17 protein-coding genes are annotated in these 16,238 nt (G+C 70.9%); 8 read left to right on the forward strand and 9 right to left on the reverse strand.

What is annotated here, in order from left to right; all coding sequences use genetic code 11:
* Position 1: 1 nt before the first annotated feature.
* Complete coding sequence (modA, locus tag IS481_RS10155) at positions 2–799, forward strand: molybdate ABC transporter substrate-binding protein (protein WP_104358938.1); 798 nt, start codon at positions 2–4, stop codon at positions 797–799.
* Here the strand turns inward: modA and hrpA are convergent.
* Positions 789–4,679, reverse strand: coding sequence for an ATP-dependent RNA helicase HrpA (hrpA, locus tag IS481_RS10160; RefSeq protein ID WP_104358937.1), 3,891 nt, complete (start codon positions 4,677–4,679; stop codon positions 789–791). The genes modA and hrpA overlap by 11 nt on opposite strands.
* Before the next feature lie 67 nt (positions 4,680–4,746).
* On the opposite strand from hrpA, the gene argA reads away from it, so the two are divergent.
* Together argA and IS481_RS10170 are read left to right on the forward strand one after the other, a co-directional pair.
* Positions 4,747–6,087, forward strand: coding sequence for an amino-acid N-acetyltransferase (argA, locus tag IS481_RS10165; protein WP_104358936.1), 1,341 nt, complete (start codon positions 4,747–4,749; stop codon positions 6,085–6,087).
* 36 nt (positions 6,088–6,123) lie between these two features.
* Entirely contained in the window at positions 6,124–6,402 is a 279-nt protein-coding gene (locus tag IS481_RS10170; RefSeq protein ID WP_104358935.1) for an oxidative damage protection protein, read from the forward strand.
* Here IS481_RS10170 and IS481_RS10175 read toward each other — a convergent pair whose 3' ends face one another.
* Entirely contained in the window at positions 6,403–6,906 is a 504-nt protein-coding gene (locus IS481_RS10175) for a response regulator (RefSeq protein WP_146079564.1), read from the reverse strand.
* Positions 6,907–7,058: 152 nt separating this feature from the next.
* Between IS481_RS10175 and IS481_RS10180 the strand changes: the two genes are divergently transcribed.
* The 5 genes from IS481_RS10180 (at position 7,059) to IS481_RS10200 (ending at position 11,212) form a co-directional block, all read left to right on the forward strand.
* Entirely contained in the window at positions 7,059–8,099 is a 1,041-nt protein-coding gene (locus tag IS481_RS10180) for a Fe(3+) ABC transporter substrate-binding protein (protein WP_104358933.1), read from the forward strand.
* Positions 8,100–8,301: 202 nt separating this feature from the next.
* Entirely contained in the window at positions 8,302–8,607 is a 306-nt protein-coding gene (locus IS481_RS10185; RefSeq protein WP_104358932.1) for an H-NS histone family protein, read from the forward strand.
* Between the two features lie 180 nt (positions 8,608–8,787).
* Positions 8,788–9,204, forward strand: coding sequence for a DUF2946 family protein (locus tag IS481_RS10190; RefSeq protein WP_104358931.1), 417 nt, complete (start codon positions 8,788–8,790; stop codon positions 9,202–9,204).
* Positions 9,205–9,364: 160 nt separating this feature from the next.
* Positions 9,365–9,871 carry a copper chaperone PCu(A)C gene (locus IS481_RS10195; RefSeq protein WP_104358930.1) on the forward strand — a complete coding sequence of 169 codons (507 nt, stop codon included), beginning with the start codon at positions 9,365–9,367 and terminating at the stop codon, positions 9,869–9,871.
* 258 nt (positions 9,872–10,129) lie between these two features.
* Positions 10,130–11,212, forward strand: coding sequence for a TRAP transporter substrate-binding protein (locus IS481_RS10200; protein ID WP_104358929.1), 1,083 nt, complete (start codon positions 10,130–10,132; stop codon positions 11,210–11,212).
* A 97-nt stretch (positions 11,213–11,309) separates the two neighbouring features.
* On the opposite strand, the gene IS481_RS10205 is transcribed toward IS481_RS10200, so the two are convergent.
* The 7 genes from IS481_RS10205 to ccmC are packed head-to-tail and all read right to left on the reverse strand — an operon-like array spanning position 11,310 to position 16,237.
* Complete coding sequence (locus IS481_RS10205; RefSeq protein WP_104358928.1) at positions 11,310–11,993, reverse strand: tetratricopeptide repeat protein; 684 nt, start codon at positions 11,991–11,993, stop codon at positions 11,310–11,312.
* Positions 11,990–12,421 carry a cytochrome c-type biogenesis protein gene (locus IS481_RS10210; protein WP_104358927.1) on the reverse strand — a complete coding sequence of 144 codons (432 nt, stop codon included), beginning with the start codon at positions 12,419–12,421 and terminating at the stop codon, positions 11,990–11,992. The genes IS481_RS10205 and IS481_RS10210 overlap by 4 nt, the downstream gene beginning before the upstream one ends.
* Positions 12,414–12,944, reverse strand: a complete 531-nt coding sequence (locus IS481_RS10215) for a DsbE family thiol:disulfide interchange protein (protein WP_104358926.1) — start codon at positions 12,942–12,944, stop codon at positions 12,414–12,416. The genes IS481_RS10210 and IS481_RS10215 overlap by 8 nt, the downstream gene beginning before the upstream one ends.
* On the reverse strand, positions 12,941–14,899 hold the full coding sequence (locus IS481_RS10220) for a heme lyase CcmF/NrfE family subunit (RefSeq protein WP_104358925.1): 1,959 nt from the start codon (positions 14,897–14,899) through the stop codon (positions 12,941–12,943). Before IS481_RS10220 ends, IS481_RS10215 begins: the two co-directional genes overlap by 4 nt.
* A complete protein-coding gene (gene ccmE, locus IS481_RS10225) occupies positions 14,896–15,327 on the reverse strand; it encodes a cytochrome c maturation protein CcmE (RefSeq protein WP_104358924.1) in 432 nt (143 codons plus the stop codon). The genes IS481_RS10220 and ccmE overlap by 4 nt, the downstream gene beginning before the upstream one ends.
* On the reverse strand, positions 15,324–15,500 hold the full coding sequence (gene ccmD, locus IS481_RS10230; protein ID WP_104358923.1) for a heme exporter protein CcmD: 177 nt from the start codon (positions 15,498–15,500) through the stop codon (positions 15,324–15,326). Before ccmD ends, ccmE begins: the two co-directional genes overlap by 4 nt.
* Positions 15,497–16,237 carry a heme ABC transporter permease CcmC gene (gene ccmC, locus IS481_RS10235; RefSeq protein ID WP_104358922.1) on the reverse strand — a complete coding sequence of 247 codons (741 nt, stop codon included), beginning with the start codon at positions 16,235–16,237 and terminating at the stop codon, positions 15,497–15,499. The genes ccmD and ccmC overlap by 4 nt, the downstream gene beginning before the upstream one ends.
* Position 16,238 lies beyond the last annotated feature (1 nt).

Genomic DNA, 16,238 nt, shown 5'->3' on the forward strand with positions numbered 1-16,238 from the left:
CATGCGCGTTCCTTCCTCGCTGCTGCGTCGCCTGGGCCTGCCGGCCCTGCTCGCCTGCGCGCTCGCCGCGCCGGCGCATGCCGTCGAGGTCACGGTCTACGCCGCGGCCAGCCTGAGCCAGGCGCTGCAGGAAGCCGTGCAGGCCTGGAAGGCGCGTACGGGCCACGTGGTGCGCGCCTCGTTCGCGGCCTCCTCGACGCTGGCGCGCCAGATCGAGAACGGCGCGCCGGCGGCGCTGTTCCTGTCGGCCGACGAGGCCTGGATGGATTACCTCGCGCAGCGCGGCCGGCTGGTGCCCGGCTCGCGCGTGGACCTGCTCGGCAACCGCCTGGTGCTGGTCACGCCGGCCGACCGGCCGCAGGAGGTGCGGCTGGCGCCGGGGTTCGACCTGGCGGCGGTGCTGGGCAAGGGACGGCTGGCCACCGGCGACCCCGCGCACGTGCCGGTGGGCAAGTACGCGCAGGCGGCGCTGACCGGGCTCGGCGTGTGGCCGCAGGCGCAGCCGCGCCTGGTGCGCGCGGACTCGGTGCGCGCCGCGCTGGCTTACGTGGAACGCGGCGAGGCCGCGGCCGGCATCGTCTACGCGACCGACGCGGCAGTGGCGCCACGGGTGCACGTCGCGGGCGTGTTCCCGGCCGACTCGCACCCGCGCATCGTCTACCCGATGGCGCTCGTGGCCGGGCAGGACAGCGAGGCGGCACGCGCGCTGCACGATTTCCTGCAAGGCCAGGAAGCCGCCGAGGTGTTCATGCGCCACGGCTTCGCGGTGCTCGCCATGCCGCCGGCCGTCAGGCGTTGATCTGCGCCCAGGCCTTCTCCAGCCGCTTGACCGACACCGGCTGCGGGGTGCGCAGTTCCTGCGCGAACAGCCCCACCCGCAGCTCCTCGAGCAGCCAGCGGAACTCCTGCAGCCGCGTGTCGGGCGCGCCCTTGCGCTCGGCCAGCGCGCGCAGGTAGCGCTGCTCCAGCGGGCGCAGCTCGGCCAGGCGCTGGGCGTCGCGCGCCGGGTCGGCACGCAGCTTGTCCAGCCGCATCTGCACGCCCTTGAGGTAGCGCACGAAGTGCTGCAGCTGGGCGTACGGCGTCGTGACGAGGAAGCGCTTGGGCATCAGCCGCTGCAGCTGGGCGGCGATGTCGTCGGCCACCTCCTTGGGCGGGCGCGCGTCCTTGAGCTTGCGCTGCGCGGCCTGGTGCTCGACGAGGATGGCACCTGCCAGGCGCGCGATCTCCTGCGCGATCAGGTTCAGCCGCGTGCGCCCTTCGTCGATGCGCGCCTTGAACGAGGCCTCGTCGGCCGGCAGCGGCTCCTGCAGGAAGGCGCGGTCCAGCGCCAGCTCGACGATCTGCTCGCGCAGCTCGTCGGCCGTGCCCAGGCTCATGTAGGCCACGGCCATCTTCTGCAGGTCGGGGATGTTCTTCTCGAGGTACTTGAGCGGTTCCTTGAGCTGCAGCGCGACCAGCCGGCGCAGCCCGGCGCGGTGGCGTGCGGCGGCCACCTCGGGCTCGTCGAACACCTCGATCTCGACATGCGTGCCCTTGTCGATCAGCGCCGGGAAGCCCACCAGCGACTGGCTGCCGCGGCGCACCTCCATCAGCTCGGGCAGCTCGCCGAAGGTCCAGGCGGTGTACTTCGCCTGCGCCTCCACGGCCGGCTGCGCGGGCTCAGGGCGTGCCGCGGGCCTCGCGTCGCCGGCGGCGGCCGGCGCCGGAGCCGGCGCGTCGGCGGGCCGGGACGGCTGCAGCTTCAGCGCCGCAAGCGCCTGGAAGGCACTGCGCGCCCGGGAGCCCAGCTCGGCCTTCAACGCCGCGAGGTTGCGCCCCATGCCGAGCTGCCGCCCGTGCTCGTCGACGACGCGGAAGTTCATGAACAGGTGCGGCGACAGCGTCTCGAGCTTGAAGTCGCCGCGCTTGACGTCCAGCTGCGTGCGCTCGCGCACCGACTTCAGCAGCGCCTCCATCAGGCTGCCCTGGCCGAACTCGACCGAGCCGACGAACTGCTCGACGTACTCGGGCAGCGGCACCAGCCGCGCGCGCGGCTTCTGGTGCAGGCTCTTGACCAGCGCCAGCACCTTGTCCTTGAGCATGCCGGGCACCAGCCACTCGCAGCGCTCCTCGCTGACCTGGTTGAGCGCGAAGATCGGCACCGTCACCGTGACGCCGTCCTTGGGATCGCCCGGGTCGTGCAGGTAGCTGACGCTGCAGTCGACCCCGCCCAGGCGGATCGTCTTGGGGAACGCCGCGGTGGTGATGCCGGCCGCCTCGTGGCGCATCAGCTCCTCGCGGGTGAGCATCAGCAGCCTGGGCCGGCGGCGGCTCTCCTCGCGGTACCAGCGCTCGAAGGTGGCGCCGCTGGTCACGTCGGCCGGGACCTGCTGGTCGTAGAAGGCGTAGATCAGCTCGTCGTCGACCAGCACGTCCTGGCGGCGCGACTTGTGTTCCAGCTCCTCGACCTGGCGCACCATCTTCTGGTTGTGCGCGAGGAACGGCAGCCGCGTGTCCCACTCGCCGTGGACCAGCGCCTCGCGGATGAAGATCTCGCGCGCGCCGGCCGGATCGACCTTGCCGTAGTTGACGCGGCGGTCGTTGTAGATCACGAGGCCGTAGAGCGTGGCGCGCTCGACGGCGACCACTTCGGCGCGCTTCTTCTCCCAGTGCGGGTCGAGCAGCTGCTTCTTCAGCAGGTGGCCGGCGAGGCCCGGGATCCACTCGGGCTGGATCGCGGCGATGCCGCGCGCGTACAGCCGGGTCGTCTCCACCAGCTCCGCCGCGACGATCCAGCGCCCCGGCCGCTTCGACAGGTGCGCGCCGGGATGGCGCCAGAACTTGATGCCGCGCGCACCCAGGTACCACTCGTCCTCGTCGCTCTTGATGCCGATGTTGCCCAGCAGGCCGGACAGCATCGCCAGGTGGATCTGCTCGTAGGTGGCCGGCAGCGTGTTGAGCCGCCAGCCGTGCTCGGCCACCACGGTGTGCAGCTGCGAATGGATGTCGCGCCACTCGCGCACGCGCCGCGGGCTGATGAAGTGGTCGCGCAGCAGCTGCTCGTAGCGCCGGTTGGACAGCCTGGGCGCGTTGCCCTGCCCGCCGCGCGACTCGTCCAGCCACTTCCACAGCTTGAGATAGCCCATGAACTCGGACTTCTCGTCGTCGAACTTGCGGTGCTTCTCGTCGGCGGCCTGCTGCTGCTCGAGCGGGCGGTCGCGCACGTCCTGCACGCTCAGGGCGCTGGCAATGACGAGCACCTCGGCGAGCGACTGGCGCTCGCGCGCCTCCAGGATCATGCGGCCGATGCGCGGGTCCAGCGGCAGCTTCGCCAGCTCGCGGCCGATCGCGGTCAGCTCGTTGTGCTCGTCGACCGCGTTCAGCTCGGCCAGCAGCTGGTAGCCGTCGGCGATCGCGCGGCGCGGCGGCGGCTCGATGAAGGGGAAGTCCTCGACGTTGCCCAGCCCGAGCGACTTCATGCGCAGGATCACCCCGGCCAGCGAGGAGCGCAGGATCTCCGGGTCGGTGAAGCGCGGGCGGCTGGCGAAGTCCTGCTCGTCGTAGAGGCGGATGCAGATGCCGTTGGCAACCCGCCCGCAGCGACCGGCGCGCTGGTTGGCCGCGGCCTGGCTGACCGGCTCGACCTGCAGCTGCTCGACCTTGTTGCGGTAGCTGTAGCGCTTGACGCGTGCCAGCCCCGAGTCGATCACGTAGCGGATGCCGGGCACCGTCAGCGAGGTCTCGGCGACGTTGGTCGCCAGCACGATGCGCGGCGCACCGCCCGGCTCGAAGACCCGGTCCTGCTCCTGCTGGCTCAGGCGCGCGTACAGCGGCAGGATCTCCACGCCCGGCGGGTGGTGCTTGCGCAGGTGCTCGGCCGCGTCACGGATCTCGCGCTCGCCGGGCAGGAACACCAGCACGTCGCCCGGCCCCTCGCGCCAGAGCTCGTCCACCGCGTCGGCGATGGCGTCGTTGAGGTCGTAGTCGCGGTCCTCCTCGAACGGGCGCCAGCGCTGCTCGACCGGATACAGGCGCCCCGAGACGTGGATCACCGGCGCCGGCCCACGCGCCGAGGCGAAATGCTGCGCGAAGCGCTCGGCGTCGATGGTGGCCGAGGTGACGATGACCTTCAGATCGGGCCGGTGCGGCAGGATCTGGCGCAGGTAGCCGAGCAGGAAGTCGATGTTGAGGCTGCGCTCGTGCGCCTCGTCGATGATCAGCGTGTCGTAGGCCTTGAGCAGCGGGTCGGTCTGCGTCTCGGCCAGCAGGATGCCGTCGGTCATCAGCTTGACGCTGGCGCCCGGCGACAGCCGGTCCTGGAAGCGCACCTTGTAGCCGACGATCTCGCCCAGCGGCGAGTTCAGCTCCTGCGCGATGCGCTTGGCGACGCTGGAGGCCGCGATGCGCCGCGGCTGCGTGTGGCCGATCAGCCCGCGGCCGCCGGCGCCCAGGCCGCGGCCCAGCGCCAGCGCGATCTTGGGCAGCTGGGTGGTCTTGCCCGAGCCGGTCTCGCCGCTGACGATGACCACCTGGTGCTGCTCGATCGCGCGCGCGATCTCCTCGCGCCGGGCGCTGACCGGCAGCGATTCGGGAAAGGTGATCGGAGGAATCGGGTGGGCCTGCCGCGCCGGCCGCGCACCCGGCCCGTGCTTCGACCGTGCTGGCGGCGCAGGCAACGACTGCCGGGAATCCGTCATCGAAGGGGTTCGTGCAAAATCGTCGATTATTTCAAAAGCCGTTTGCTTCGCGCTGCAGAGCCCGCCGATGAACCTTGTCTTCCCGCACACCTTCGTTCCGTGGTTTCGCTCGGTGGCGCCCTATATCCACGCCTACAAGGGGGACACCTTCGTCGTCGCGATGGCCGGCGAAGGCATCGCCGCCGGCAAGCTCAACGCCTTCGTCCAGGACCTGGCGATCATGCATGCCATGGGCATCAAGCTCGTGCTGGTGCACGGCTTCCGGCCGCAGGTGAACGAGCAGCTCAAGGCCAAGGGTCATCCCGCGCGCTTCTCGCACGGCATCCGCATCACCGACGCAGTGGCGCTGGACTGCGCGCAGGAGGCCGCCGGCCAGCTGCGCTTCGAGATCGAGGCCGCCTTCTCGCAGGGGCTGCCCAACACGCCGATGGCCAATGCGACGGTGCGCGTGGTCTCGGGCAACTTCCTGACCGCGCGCCCGGTGGGCGTGGTCGACGGCATCGACTTCCAGCACAGCGGCGTCGTGCGCAAGGTCGACGGCATGGCGATCCGGCGCGCGCTGGACACCGGCGCGGTGGTGCTGCTGTCGCCGTTCGGCTTCTCGCCCACCGGCGAGGCCTTCAACCTCACGATGGAGGACGTGGCCACCAGCACCGCGATCGCGCTGCAGGCCGACAAGCTGCTGTTCCTCACCGAGATCCCCGGCATCCGCGAGAACCCGGACGACCCGGACAGCCCGATCGACACCGAGATGTCGCTGGCCGAGGCCGAGCGGCTGCTCGCCTCGCTGCCGGCACCGCACCAGCCCACCGACACGGCGTTCTACCTGCAGCACTGCATCAAGGCCTGCCGCGCCGGCGTCGAGCGCAGCCACATCCTGCCGTTCTCGGTGGACGGCGCGCTGCTGATGGAGGTCTACACCCACGACGGCATCGGCACGATGATCGTCGACGAGAAGCTCGAGAGCCTGCGCGAGGCCACCGCCGACGACGTGGGCGGCATCCTGCAGCTGATCGAGCCCTTCGAGCGCGACGGCACGCTGGTCAAGCGCTCGCGCACGGAGATCGAGCGCGACATCTCCTACTACACCGTCATCGAGCACGACGGCGTGATCTTCGGGTGCGCGGCGCTCTATCCCTACCCCGAGGCGCGCACCGGCGAGATGGCCGCGCTGACCATCTCGCCGCAGGTGCAGGGCCAGGGCGACGGCGAGCGCATCCTCAAGCGCATCGAGCAGCGCGCCAAGGCCATGGGCCTGGAGAGCATCTTCGTGCTCACCACGCGCACGATGCACTGGTTCATCAAGCGCGGCTTCCAGCAGGTCGACCCCGACTGGCTGCCCGAGGCGCGCAAGCGCAAGTACGACTGGGACCGGCGCTCGCAGGTGCTGGTCAAGCGGCTCACCTGAGCCGGCCTTCCCCCACGACAACCACAGGAGTCCGACATGCCCCGCATGGTGCAATGCGTCCATCTGAAGAAGGAGGCCGAAGGCCTCGATTTCCCGCCCTACCCGGGTGAACTGGGCAAGCGCATCTACGAGAACGTCAGCAAGGAAGCCTGGCAGGGCTGGCTGCGCCACCAGACCATGCTGGTCAACGAGAACCGGCTCAACCTGGCCGACCAGCGCGCCCGCCAGTACCTGGCGCGCCAGATGGAAAGGTATTTCTTCGGCGACGGCGCCGAACAACCGGCCGGCTACGTGCCGCCGGCCAACAACGGCTGATCAGCCGAACAGCGAGGGAGGGCGCAGCCCGGCCGGCAGCTGCTCCAGGCGCAGCGGCCGCGACAGCTGCCGTTGCAGCGCCCGCGGGTGCAGCGGCTTGAGCAGCCAGTGCGCCCCCGCCAGGGCCCCGCGCAGCCGCCAGCGCCGGCCCTGCCCCGGCGAACCCACCACCAGCACCTCAGGCGGCGCCCAGCACGGATGCGGGCGCCGCAGCTGGCGACACAAGGGCAGCGTCGCTTCTCCCAGCACGTCGGCATCGATGACGACCAGGTGCACCTCGTTCTGGGCGCAATGGTCGATCGCCTGCTCGACCGCCTCGGTTTCCCACACCTCGACCCGGTGCAGGCTCAGGCGCGTGCGCAGGTACAGGCGCTCTTCCCGCTCGCATCCCACCAGCAATGCACGTGGTTGCCATTCCAGTGCCGGCAAGGTGCTGACCTTGGCATGCCGGCGCACGCGCATCCGGCGACCGCCGCTGCTGGGATGGGGTTGGCTGCTGCTCACGCCGGGCATGATGGTCAGGGGTCTGCCACGCGACAAGCGGCAAAAGTCACACGAAGGCCCAGGGGTGGTTCGGGAGCTCAAGGAAATTCATTGCGAGAATGATTCTTGTTTACTCCTACAATACGCTCAGTTCCCAACTAGGAGATCTCCCGATGCGCCGTGTTGCCATCTCCCTGTCTGCCCTTGCGCTGGCCGCCACGCTGGGTGCGCCTGCCGCCGCGCAGGAGCAGGTGCTGAACCTGTATTCCGCCCGTCACTACCAGACCGACGAGGCGCTGTACGCCAACTTCACCAAGGCCACCGGCATCCGCATCAACCGCGTCGAGGCGGACGACGCCGGCATCATCGCGCGGCTCCGCAGCGAGGGTGCGGCCAGCCCGGCGGACGTGATCCTGCTGGTCGATGCCGCCCGCCTGTGGCGGGCCGAGCAGGAGGGCCTGTTCCAGCCGGTACGCTCGGCCGTGCTGGAGCAGCGCATTCCCGCCAACCTGCGCAGCGAGGACAAGGGCGAAGGTTCGGCCTGGTTCGGTTTCTCGACGCGTGCCCGCGTGATCGTCTACAACAAGATCAAGGTCAAACGGGCCGACGTCGATACCTACGAGGAACTGGCCGACCCGAAAAACAAGGGCAAGGTCTGCACCCGCTCCGGTTCGCACCCGTACAACCTTTCGCTCATCGGTGCCTTGATGGAACACCTGGGCCCGGAAAAGACCGAGGAATGGGCCAAGGGGGTGGTCGCCAACATGGCACGCGATCCGAAAGGCGGCGATACCGACCAGATCCGCGCCGTCGCCAGCGGCGAATGCGCGGTGGCGCTGTCCAACAGCTATTACTACGCGCGCCTGATGCGCTCGAAGAAGCCCGAGGACCGCGCGGTGGTCGAGAAGACCGGGGTGGTGTTCCCCAACCAGCAAAGCTGGGGCACGCACGTCAACGTCGCGGGCGGCGCCGTGGCCCGTCACGCAAAGAACCGCGAGGCGGCGATCAAGTTCCTGGAATACCTCGCCAGTGACGAGGCGCAGGTTTACTTTGCCAACGGTAACAATGAATATCCGGCCGTGCCGACCGTGAAGGTGCCGAACCCGGCCCTGGACTCGATGGGCGAATTCAAGACGGAACTGATCCCGATCTCGGTGGTAGGCGCAAACACGGCCAAGGTGCAGCAGATGCTGGACCGCGTGGGCTTCAAGTAATCCCTGCCCTCGCCTCCTGCCTGGACGCCCGCCCGGTTCGCCGCGCGGGCGTCTTTGCATCCACCGAAATATCCTGCACTGCGGAATTCACCCGGGGGCAAATCAGGCTGTCTCCGATATCGCTTGCACCCCGATATGGGGCGCAGTATTATCGCGCCGTTCGTACAGCCCACTTCCTCCAACCATTGCAGAGCATATTCGTATGGCAACCTACCAGGAACTCCTTGCACAGAAGGCCGAGCTCGAAAAGCAAATCGAGAACGCGCGCAAACAGGAGATTGCCGATGCAATCGCCCAGATCCGGTCGCTGATGGCGCAGTACGGTCTCACCCTGGCTGACCTGGGCAGCAAAGTGGGAGGCAAGAGCAGCTCCACGAAGGGCAGCAAGGTGGCGCCGAAATACCGCAACAAGGAGACCGGTGAAACCTGGACCGGTCGCGGCCGTCAGCCGAAATGGGTGGAGCAGGCCCTGGCCTCCGGCAAAACCCTGGAAGACCTCGCGATCTGATCGCGTCTGCGTCCCGATAAATGCCCGCCTCGTGCGGGCATTTGCTTTCTTCCCGCCTTTCCATCTCCCGACGCCGCGCGCGGCAGCCATGGCCCGCACAGGCAGCCCGGGACACCCCCACCCCGCCGGGCGGGCCTGCCGCCGTCGCGGGGCGCCTGCGCTTTCCGGCACAATCGCGCCATGATCCGGCGACGCCGCTTTCCCCGCCTGGCCTTCTGGGCGCTGGCTGCCGCACTGCTGCTGAAGGCGGCGGTGCCGCTGCTGGCCGTCGGCGCGGCGCAGGCGCAGGGCCGCGCCCTGGTCGAGATCTGCACCGTCTACGGCCTGCAGACGGTGGCCCTCGACGAGATGCTCCCGACCGCGGCGGAGACCACCGACGCCGGACGCGACGACAGCGCCGCCCTGCCGGGCGGCGACCCCTGCGTCCTGACCGCGGCCCTGTCGCTCGCCACCCCGGCCCCGTCCGCGGCCGATCCGCTGGCCGTCGCCGCAGCCCGCGCGCCGCATCCACCGGCCCGGGCCCTGCCGGCCCCTGCGCGCGACCGCACCTTCGACTGGGCTGCGCGTCGCAAGCACGGCCCGCCGGTCCTCGCCTGAGCCGACGCCAGCCCCGCCGCCGGCGCCCCGACGCACGCGGCGGCGCGCCGGCCACGCCTGCTTTCCGAAGCGAGCCGCGATGGGGACCGCACCAGCCCGTCGCTCGACCCGGGTCGTCCGGCTTGCCCTGCTCGCCTTGTCTCCAACGAGGACCAATGACATGAACCTGAACCTGCGATTTCCTTCCCTCGCCCTGGCGGCGCTGCTGGCCGCCTTCACCCTGCCCGCGGCGGCGCATGACTACCGCGTCGGCCCCCTGCACATCGACCATCCGTGGGCACGGCCCACGGTGCCCGGCCAGCAGTCCGGCGGGGCCTTCATGAAGATCGCCAACCGCGGCGAGGTGGACGACAAGCTGTTGTCCGCGCACTCGCCGGTGGCCGCATCGACCGAAGTGCACAGCATGACGATGGACGGCCACGTGATGCGCATGCGCGAGATCCCCGAGCTGCCGGTGCCGGCCGGGCAGACCGTCGAGCTGCGACCGGGCGGCTACCACGTCATGTTCATGGGGCTGCGCGCCCCGCTCAAGGCGGGCGAGAGCGTGCCGCTGACCTTGCGGTTCGAACGCGCCGGCGAGGTGACCGTGGCCGTGAAGGTCGAGATGCGCGCGCAACCGGCCCAGCCTGCCGGCGGGCACGGCACCGGCGGCCATCATCACCACTGAGGAAGCGGCAGGCGGCGGTGTGCGCATCTCGCACGACGAGGCGCGCGCCGCGCGTTGCGCATCCTGCCGATACAAGCACAGGTTGGCTGAATACCACCTAAAAATTGGCCCGTTCTACGTAGAACCGACAGGAGGAGTATTCCTCTGCCGGCACGCCCGCTTCGATCCCTAGAATTTTTTCGGCAGAGGTGCGGCCCTACCCGGGCTGCACCGCACCGCTTCCATCCACGTCTCACCTACACAGAGGATCAAGAACACATGGAACGCCGATCGTTCATCCGCAGTGCCGGCCTGGCCGGGGTGCTGGCCTCCGGCATCGCTCCGGCCGTGGTTCACGCCCAAACCACCCTGCGCTGGCGCCTGGCGTCCAGCTTCCCCAAGACGCTGGACACCATCTATGGAGGTGCCGAGGTTTTCGCGCAGAAGGTCAGCGAAATGACCGGAGGCAAGTTCCAGATCACGGTGCATGCCGCCGGTGAGCTGATGCCCGCCTTCGGGGTCGTCGACGGCGTGCAGAACGCCACCGTCGAGATCGCGCACACCGCGCCGTATTACTTCTTCGGCAAGGACGACACCTTCGCCATCGGCGGCGCCATTCCCTTCGGCATGAATTCGCGCCAGATGACCGCGTGGATGCACGAAGGCAACGGCATGAAGCTGATGCGCGAGTTCTACGCGAACTACAACATCATCAACTTCTCGGGCGGCAACACCGGCGCCCAGATGGGCGGCTGGTTCCGCAAGGAGATCAAGTCGCTCGCCGACATGAAGGGCCTGAAGTTCCGCATCGGCGGCTTCGCGGGCAAGGTGATCGAACGCCTGGGCGGCGTGCCGCAGAACATCCCCGGCGGCGAGATCTACCAGGCGCTGGAGAAGGGCACGATCGACGCCGCCGAATGGATCGGCCCGTACGACGACCTGAAGCTCGGCTTCCACAAGGTGGCGCCGTACTACTACTACCCCGGCTGGTGGGAAGGCGGCCTGGAGCTGGCCTTCTACATCAACACCAAGGCCTACGAGTCGCTGAACGCCGAGTACAAGGCCATCGTCGAGGCCGCTGCGTCGCACGCCCACCTCGACATGCAGGCCAAGTACGACGGCCGCAACCCCGAGGCGCTGAAGCAGCTGGTGGCCCAGAAGGTCAAGCTGATGCCGTTCCCGAAGGACACGATGGATGCGGCCTTCAAGGAAACGATGGCGCTGTACTCCGAACTCTCGGCCAAGAACCCGGCCTGGAAGAAGATCTACAGCGACTACGCCGCCTTCCGCCGCGACCAGAACCTCTGGTTCCGCTTCACGGAAGCGCAGTTCGACCGCTACATGCAGTCGGCCCGACTGTAAGCGGTCCTGCCCGACCCGCGAGGCCGTGCGGGACCTCGGCCTCGCGTCCAAGCTGTTCTCCTCTTGTTCGCCCATCGCCTCCCGCGATGGGCTTTTTTCATGGTCGCGACGCAGGGGACGGCCCGTCGCCGCGCGCGGCTGCCAGCTGCCGCGCCTGCGCGGCGCGCTCACGCAACGGCTGCGCCAGGGCGGCATCGTCTGCGCGCAACGCGGCCAGCCGTTCCCAGTGGCGCGCGGCCTGCACGAAGTCGCGCCGCGCGTAGGCCGCAGCCCCGGCCAGCGCCAGCGCCTGGGGCTGGTCAGGGTCCAGCGCCAGGGCCTGCTGCACCAGCCGCATCGGCTCGCCGTCCAGGCGCGAGCCCTGCAGCCGGGCGAGAAAGTCCGCATGGTCGGCCAGCAAGCCGGCGTCGCGCGGCCGCAAGGCGCGTGCCCGCTGCAACGCCTGCGCGGCCGGCACCGGTTCGCCCGCGGCCGCGTACGCGCGCGCCAGCAGCACCCACAGGCGCACCTCGTCCGGGTGCGCGGCGAGCTCGTGCTGCAGTTGCCGGATCGCCTCCCCCCACGGCCCGGCCCCCGGCACGGCGGCCGGGTCGTCCGCAAGCCGCTGCGGCGACCCGACTGCCAGGTAGCCCCCGGCGCCGACCGCCGCCAGGAGGCACGCCACCCCCGCCATCAGCGGCCACGACGGACGTGGCACCGCAGGCCCCGCCCAGCGTGCGCGGACCAGGCCCAGCCAGGCGAGCAGCCCCAACGTGCCGGCGGCGACGAGGAACGCGCTCATCGCGGCGCCCCCTCCCCGGGATCGGGCTCGAACCGGGCGGCATCCAGCCGTTGCCGGCGCCGCAGCGCGACGCACAGGCAGGCCATGCCGCCGGCCAGCAGCACGGACGGGGCAGCCCACAATGCCCAGGTGCTCGCGCTCCATGGCGGACGGTAACGCACCGCGTCGCCATGGCGTGCGCTCATGTACGCCAGCACTTCCTGCTCGCTGCGTCCTTCGGCGAGCAGGCGCCGCACCTGTTCGCGCAGGTCGCGCGCCAGGCCCGCCTGCGATTCCGCGACGGACTCGTTGGGGCAGACCGGGCAACGCAGCTCGGCGGCGATGCGCATCACCCGGGCCTCCAGCTCGACGCCGGTCTCCGCGGCCCGCACCCCCGCGGCGCAGCCGGCCAGCAACACGATGCAAGGCAGGACGCGCCACTCATTCATGCAGCGACTCCAGCAGGGGCAACAGGCGCGTGCGCAGCACTTCGTCGGTCACCGCGCCCACGTGGCGGAAGCGCACCACGCCGTCGCGATCGATGACGAAGGTTTCCGGCACGCCGTAGACGCCGAGGTCGAGGCCCACGCGCCCCTGCGCATCGATCACCGAGGCCCGGTACGGGTCGCCGTGGCGCTGCAGCCAGTCCAGCGCATCCTCGCGCCGGTCCTTGTAGTTGAGCCCGATCAGCGGAACCGCGTGGGTGCGCGACACCTCGACCCACAGCGCGTGTTCTTCCAGGCAGGTGGCACACCACGAGGCCCAGACGTTGAGCACCCAGGCACGCCCGCGCAGGTCCTCGCGCGTCAGCAGCATCGACGGTGCATGCAGCCGCGGCAGCGCGAACGCCGGCAGGGGCTGGTTGAGCTGCGGCGCCGGACCGGCCCGTGACTCCAGGGCCAGCCCGCGCCACAGCAGCGCGGCCACGACGAGGAAGATCGCCAGCGGCACGGCGTGACGCGGGGCCCTCATGCGCGCGCCTCCTGCCACGCTGGCGCCGGCACGTCGTGCCGATGCTCCCGGCCGCGGTAGCGCCGGTCGCTCGCCGCCAATGCCCCGCCCAGCGCCATCAGCAGCGCCCCGGCCCAGATCCAGTTGACGAAGGGCTGCAGGCGCAGCCGCACGATCCATGCCGCACCGCCGTCGACCGGCTCGGCCAGCGCGACGTACAGGTCGCGCACCACGCCGCGTGCGATGGCCACCTCGGTGACCGGGCTGCGTTGATGGTGGTACAGGCGTTTCTCCGGCGTCAGCTGCGCGACCAGCTGGCCGTCGCGGTGCACGTCGATGAGCGCCTGCTGCGCCAGGTAGTTGGGACCGTGCACGTCACGCACCCCGCGGAAGGTGAAGACGTGGCCGCCCAGCCCGGCGCTGTCGCCCATGCCCAGTTTCGCGTCGCGCTGCAGCACGTCGCCGCTCATGCAGACGCCGAACGCGAACACTGCCACGCCCAGGTGCGCCAGGTGCATGCCAGCTGCCGCGCGCGGCAGGCGCAGCATGCGCCCCTTGGCCCCGCGCTCGCGCAGGTCCGCCACGAGGGTGGCGAGGATCCAGCAGCCCAGCGCCCAGCCGAGCACGATGCCAGGGGCGCTGCGGCCCGTCACCCAGGCCGCGCCGGCGGCCGCACCCAGCGCCAAGGCGCCGGGCCGGCGCATGCGCCCCCACGCGTCGCGCCACGTCGCCTGCTTCCAGGGCAGCCGCACGCCCAGCCCGAGCAGCCACAGCATCGCCAGCAGCGGCGGCGCGAGCACGGTCTCGAAGTACGGTGCGCCGACCGAGATCGGTGCGGCACCCAGCGCCTCGATCACCAGCGGATACAGCGTGCCGAGCAGCACGGTCAGCATCGCCACCACCAGCAGCACGGTCTGGGCCAGCAGCAGGCTCTCGCGCGAGACCGGGCCGAAGCGCGCGCCCAGGCCCAGGCGTGGCGCGCGGGCGGCATACAGCGCCAGCGCGCCGCCCACCACCAGCAGCACGAAGACCAGGAGGGACAGCCCGCGTCGCGGGTCGGTGGCGAACGCGTGCACAGAACTCAGCACGCCCGAGCGGACCAGGAAGGTCCCGAGCAGCGACAGCGAGAACGCGAGCAGGGCCAGCAGCAACGTCCAGCCCTTGAAGGCGCCGCGCTTCTCGGTGACCGCCAGGGCGTGGATGAGGGCGGTCGCGGCCAGCCACGGCATGAACGACGCGTTCTCGACCGGGTCCCAGAACCACCAGCCGCCCCAGCCCAGCACGTCGTAGGCCCACAGGCTGCCGGCCAGGATGCCGAGCGTCAGGCCGCCCCAGGCCGCGGTGGTCCAGGGCCGCACCCAGCGCGCCCAGGTGGCATCCAGGCGCCCTTCGAGCAGGGCTGCCACCGCAAAGGCGAAGGTCACCGCCAGGCCCACGTAGCCGGTGTGGAGCAGCAGCGGGTGCAACGCCATGCCGGGGTGCTGCAGCAGTGGGTTGAGCCCCTGCCCGTCCAGCGGCGCCGGCCACAGGCGCCCGAACGGGTTGGACACGCCCAGGATGAGCAGCGCCAGCCCTGCCGCCATGCCACCCAGCACGGCCAGCACGCGTGCGACGAACGGCGGCGGCAGCCCGGCGCTGCCGCGTGCCACCGCCCAGGCCCAGGCATTGAGCATCAGCAGCCACAGCAGCATCGAGCCCTCGTGGCCGGCCCAGGCAGCCGCGATCCGGTAGCCGGTCGGCAGCATCGCATCGGCATGGCGTGCCACGTAGGCCACCGAAGGATCGAGCCGCACGAAGGACGCGACCAGGCAGGCCATGGCGGTGGCCGCCAGCAGGCAGCCGACGCCCGCGGCCGGACGCGCCAGCGCCATCCAGTCGGCGCGGCCGCGCACCGCCCCGGCCAGCGGCACGCTCGCCTGCACCAGCGCGACGGCCAGTGCGAGCAGCAGGGCCACCTGGCCCAGCTCGGGGATCATGGCCGTCCTCCGTGCGCGGCCTGCCGCACCGCCTGGGCGGCGGGCGGCGGCACGTAGTCCTCGTCGTGCTTGGCCAGCACCTGCCGGGCCAGGAACACCCCGTCCTCGCCGAGCCGCCCCTGGGCCACCACGCCCTGCCCCTCGGCGAACAGGTCCGGCAGCGGCCCCTCGTAGCGCACCGGCAGCGACTGCGCGGTGTCGGTGACGACGAACTGCACCTTGAGCCCGTCGCGCCGCACGCTGCCGGGCTCGACCAGGCCGCCGATGCGGAATGCCCGGCCGGCCGGTGCCTCGCGCGCGGCCACCTGGCTGGGCGAGTAGTAGAAGACCAGGTGGCTGCGCAGGGCCTGCACCACCAGCGTCGCGGCCAGCGCCACCGTGGCCAGCAGGCCGAGCACGGTCGCGAGGCGGCGCCGGCGCGGGGTCATCGTGCGCCCTCCCCGTCCATCAGCTGCGCCACCAGGCCGACCGCGCGCCGGCGCCGGCGCGCGACCAGCCAGCCCTCCAGCAGCACGGCCAGCAGCGCGAGGCCGTAGGCGCCCCAGACGTAGCCCCCGTGACCGTCCAGGGCTAGAAGCGCCGTGACGTGTTCCCAGCTCATGCCACGCCCCTCGCGCCGGACAGCGCCTGCGCCCAGGCGGCATGCGCCTCGCGCTCGAGCACGATGGCGCGGGCACGCGTCAGGCTCACGGCCGCCGCATAGGCCCAGCAGGCCAGCGTCATCAGCAGCATCGCGACGAACATGACGGTGGCCATGCGCGGCGCCGCGTCGAAGCGCACCGTGGCGCCCTGGTGCAGGGTGTTCCACCACTGCACCGAGAAGTAGATCACCGGCACGTTGACCACCCCGACGATGGCCAGCAGCCCGGCCGCGCGGTCGCCGCGGCGCGGGTCCTCGTGGGCCTCGGCCAGCGCGATGTAGCCCAGGTAGAGGAACAGCAGGATCAGCTCGGAGGTCAGCCGCGCGTCCCACACCCACCAGGTGCCCCAGGTCGGCTGGCCCCACAGCGCGCCGGTGGCCAGCGCCAGCGCGGTGAACATCGCGCCGGTGGGCGCGAGCGAGCGCGCCAGGATGTCGGCGGTGCGCACGTTGAGCGTCCAGCCCAGCACCGCCCAGCCCGCCATCACCACGTAGAGGAACATCGACATCCAGGCCGCCGGCACGTGGATGTAGACGATGCGGTACACCTCGCCCTGGCGCGCTTCCGGCGGCGCGACGCACAGGCCGATGTACAGGCCCGCGGCCGCACACAGCGCGGCGACGGTCCACAGCCAGGGCACCAGGGCGCCGGCCAGCGCGTAGAAGCGCGGCGGGGCGGCACAGGCAGTCCAGCGCATG

Origin of the sequence: Caldimonas thermodepolymerans (assembly GCF_015476235.1) — a bacterium.
GTDB classification, from domain to species: domain Bacteria; phylum Pseudomonadota; class Gammaproteobacteria; order Burkholderiales; family Burkholderiaceae_C; genus Caldimonas; species Caldimonas thermodepolymerans.

Coding starts and splice junctions, on each gene's coding strand:
- hrpA (WP_104358937.1), bottom strand. CDS start 4,679: ATGACGGATTCCCGGCAGTCGTTGCCTGCGCCGCCAGCACGGTCGAAG.
- ccmE (WP_104358924.1), bottom strand. CDS start 15,327: ATGACCCCGCGCCGGCGCCGCCTCGCGACCGTGCTCGGCCTGCTGGCC.
- IS481_RS10215 (WP_104358926.1), bottom strand. CDS start 12,944: ATGAGGGCCCCGCGTCACGCCGTGCCGCTGGCGATCTTCCTCGTCGTG.
- IS481_RS10170 (WP_104358935.1), top strand. CDS start 6,124: ATGCCCCGCATGGTGCAATGCGTCCATCTGAAGAAGGAGGCCGAAGGC.
- IS481_RS10205 (WP_104358928.1), bottom strand. CDS start 11,993: ATGAGCGCGTTCCTCGTCGCCGCCGGCACGTTGGGGCTGCTCGCCTGG.
- ccmD (WP_104358923.1), bottom strand. CDS start 15,500: ATGAGCTGGGAACACGTCACGGCGCTTCTAGCCCTGGACGGTCACGGG.
- IS481_RS10220 (WP_104358925.1), bottom strand. CDS start 14,899: ATGATCCCCGAGCTGGGCCAGGTGGCCCTGCTGCTCGCACTGGCCGTC.
- modA (WP_104358938.1), top strand. CDS start 2: ATGCGCGTTCCTTCCTCGCTGCTGCGTCGCCTGGGCCTGCCGGCCCTG.
- IS481_RS10190 (WP_104358931.1), top strand. CDS start 8,788: ATGATCCGGCGACGCCGCTTTCCCCGCCTGGCCTTCTGGGCGCTGGCT.
- IS481_RS10195 (WP_104358930.1), top strand. CDS start 9,365: ATGAACCTGAACCTGCGATTTCCTTCCCTCGCCCTGGCGGCGCTGCTG.
- IS481_RS10210 (WP_104358927.1), bottom strand. CDS start 12,421: ATGAATGAGTGGCGCGTCCTGCCTTGCATCGTGTTGCTGGCCGGCTGC.
- ccmC (WP_104358922.1), bottom strand. CDS start 16,237: ATGCGCTGGACTGCCTGTGCCGCCCCGCCGCGCTTCTACGCGCTGGCC.
- argA (WP_104358936.1), top strand. CDS start 4,747: ATGAACCTTGTCTTCCCGCACACCTTCGTTCCGTGGTTTCGCTCGGTG.
- IS481_RS10180 (WP_104358933.1), top strand. CDS start 7,059: ATGCGCCGTGTTGCCATCTCCCTGTCTGCCCTTGCGCTGGCCGCCACG.
- IS481_RS10185 (WP_104358932.1), top strand. CDS start 8,302: ATGGCAACCTACCAGGAACTCCTTGCACAGAAGGCCGAGCTCGAAAAG.
- IS481_RS10200 (WP_104358929.1), top strand. CDS start 10,130: ATGGAACGCCGATCGTTCATCCGCAGTGCCGGCCTGGCCGGGGTGCTG.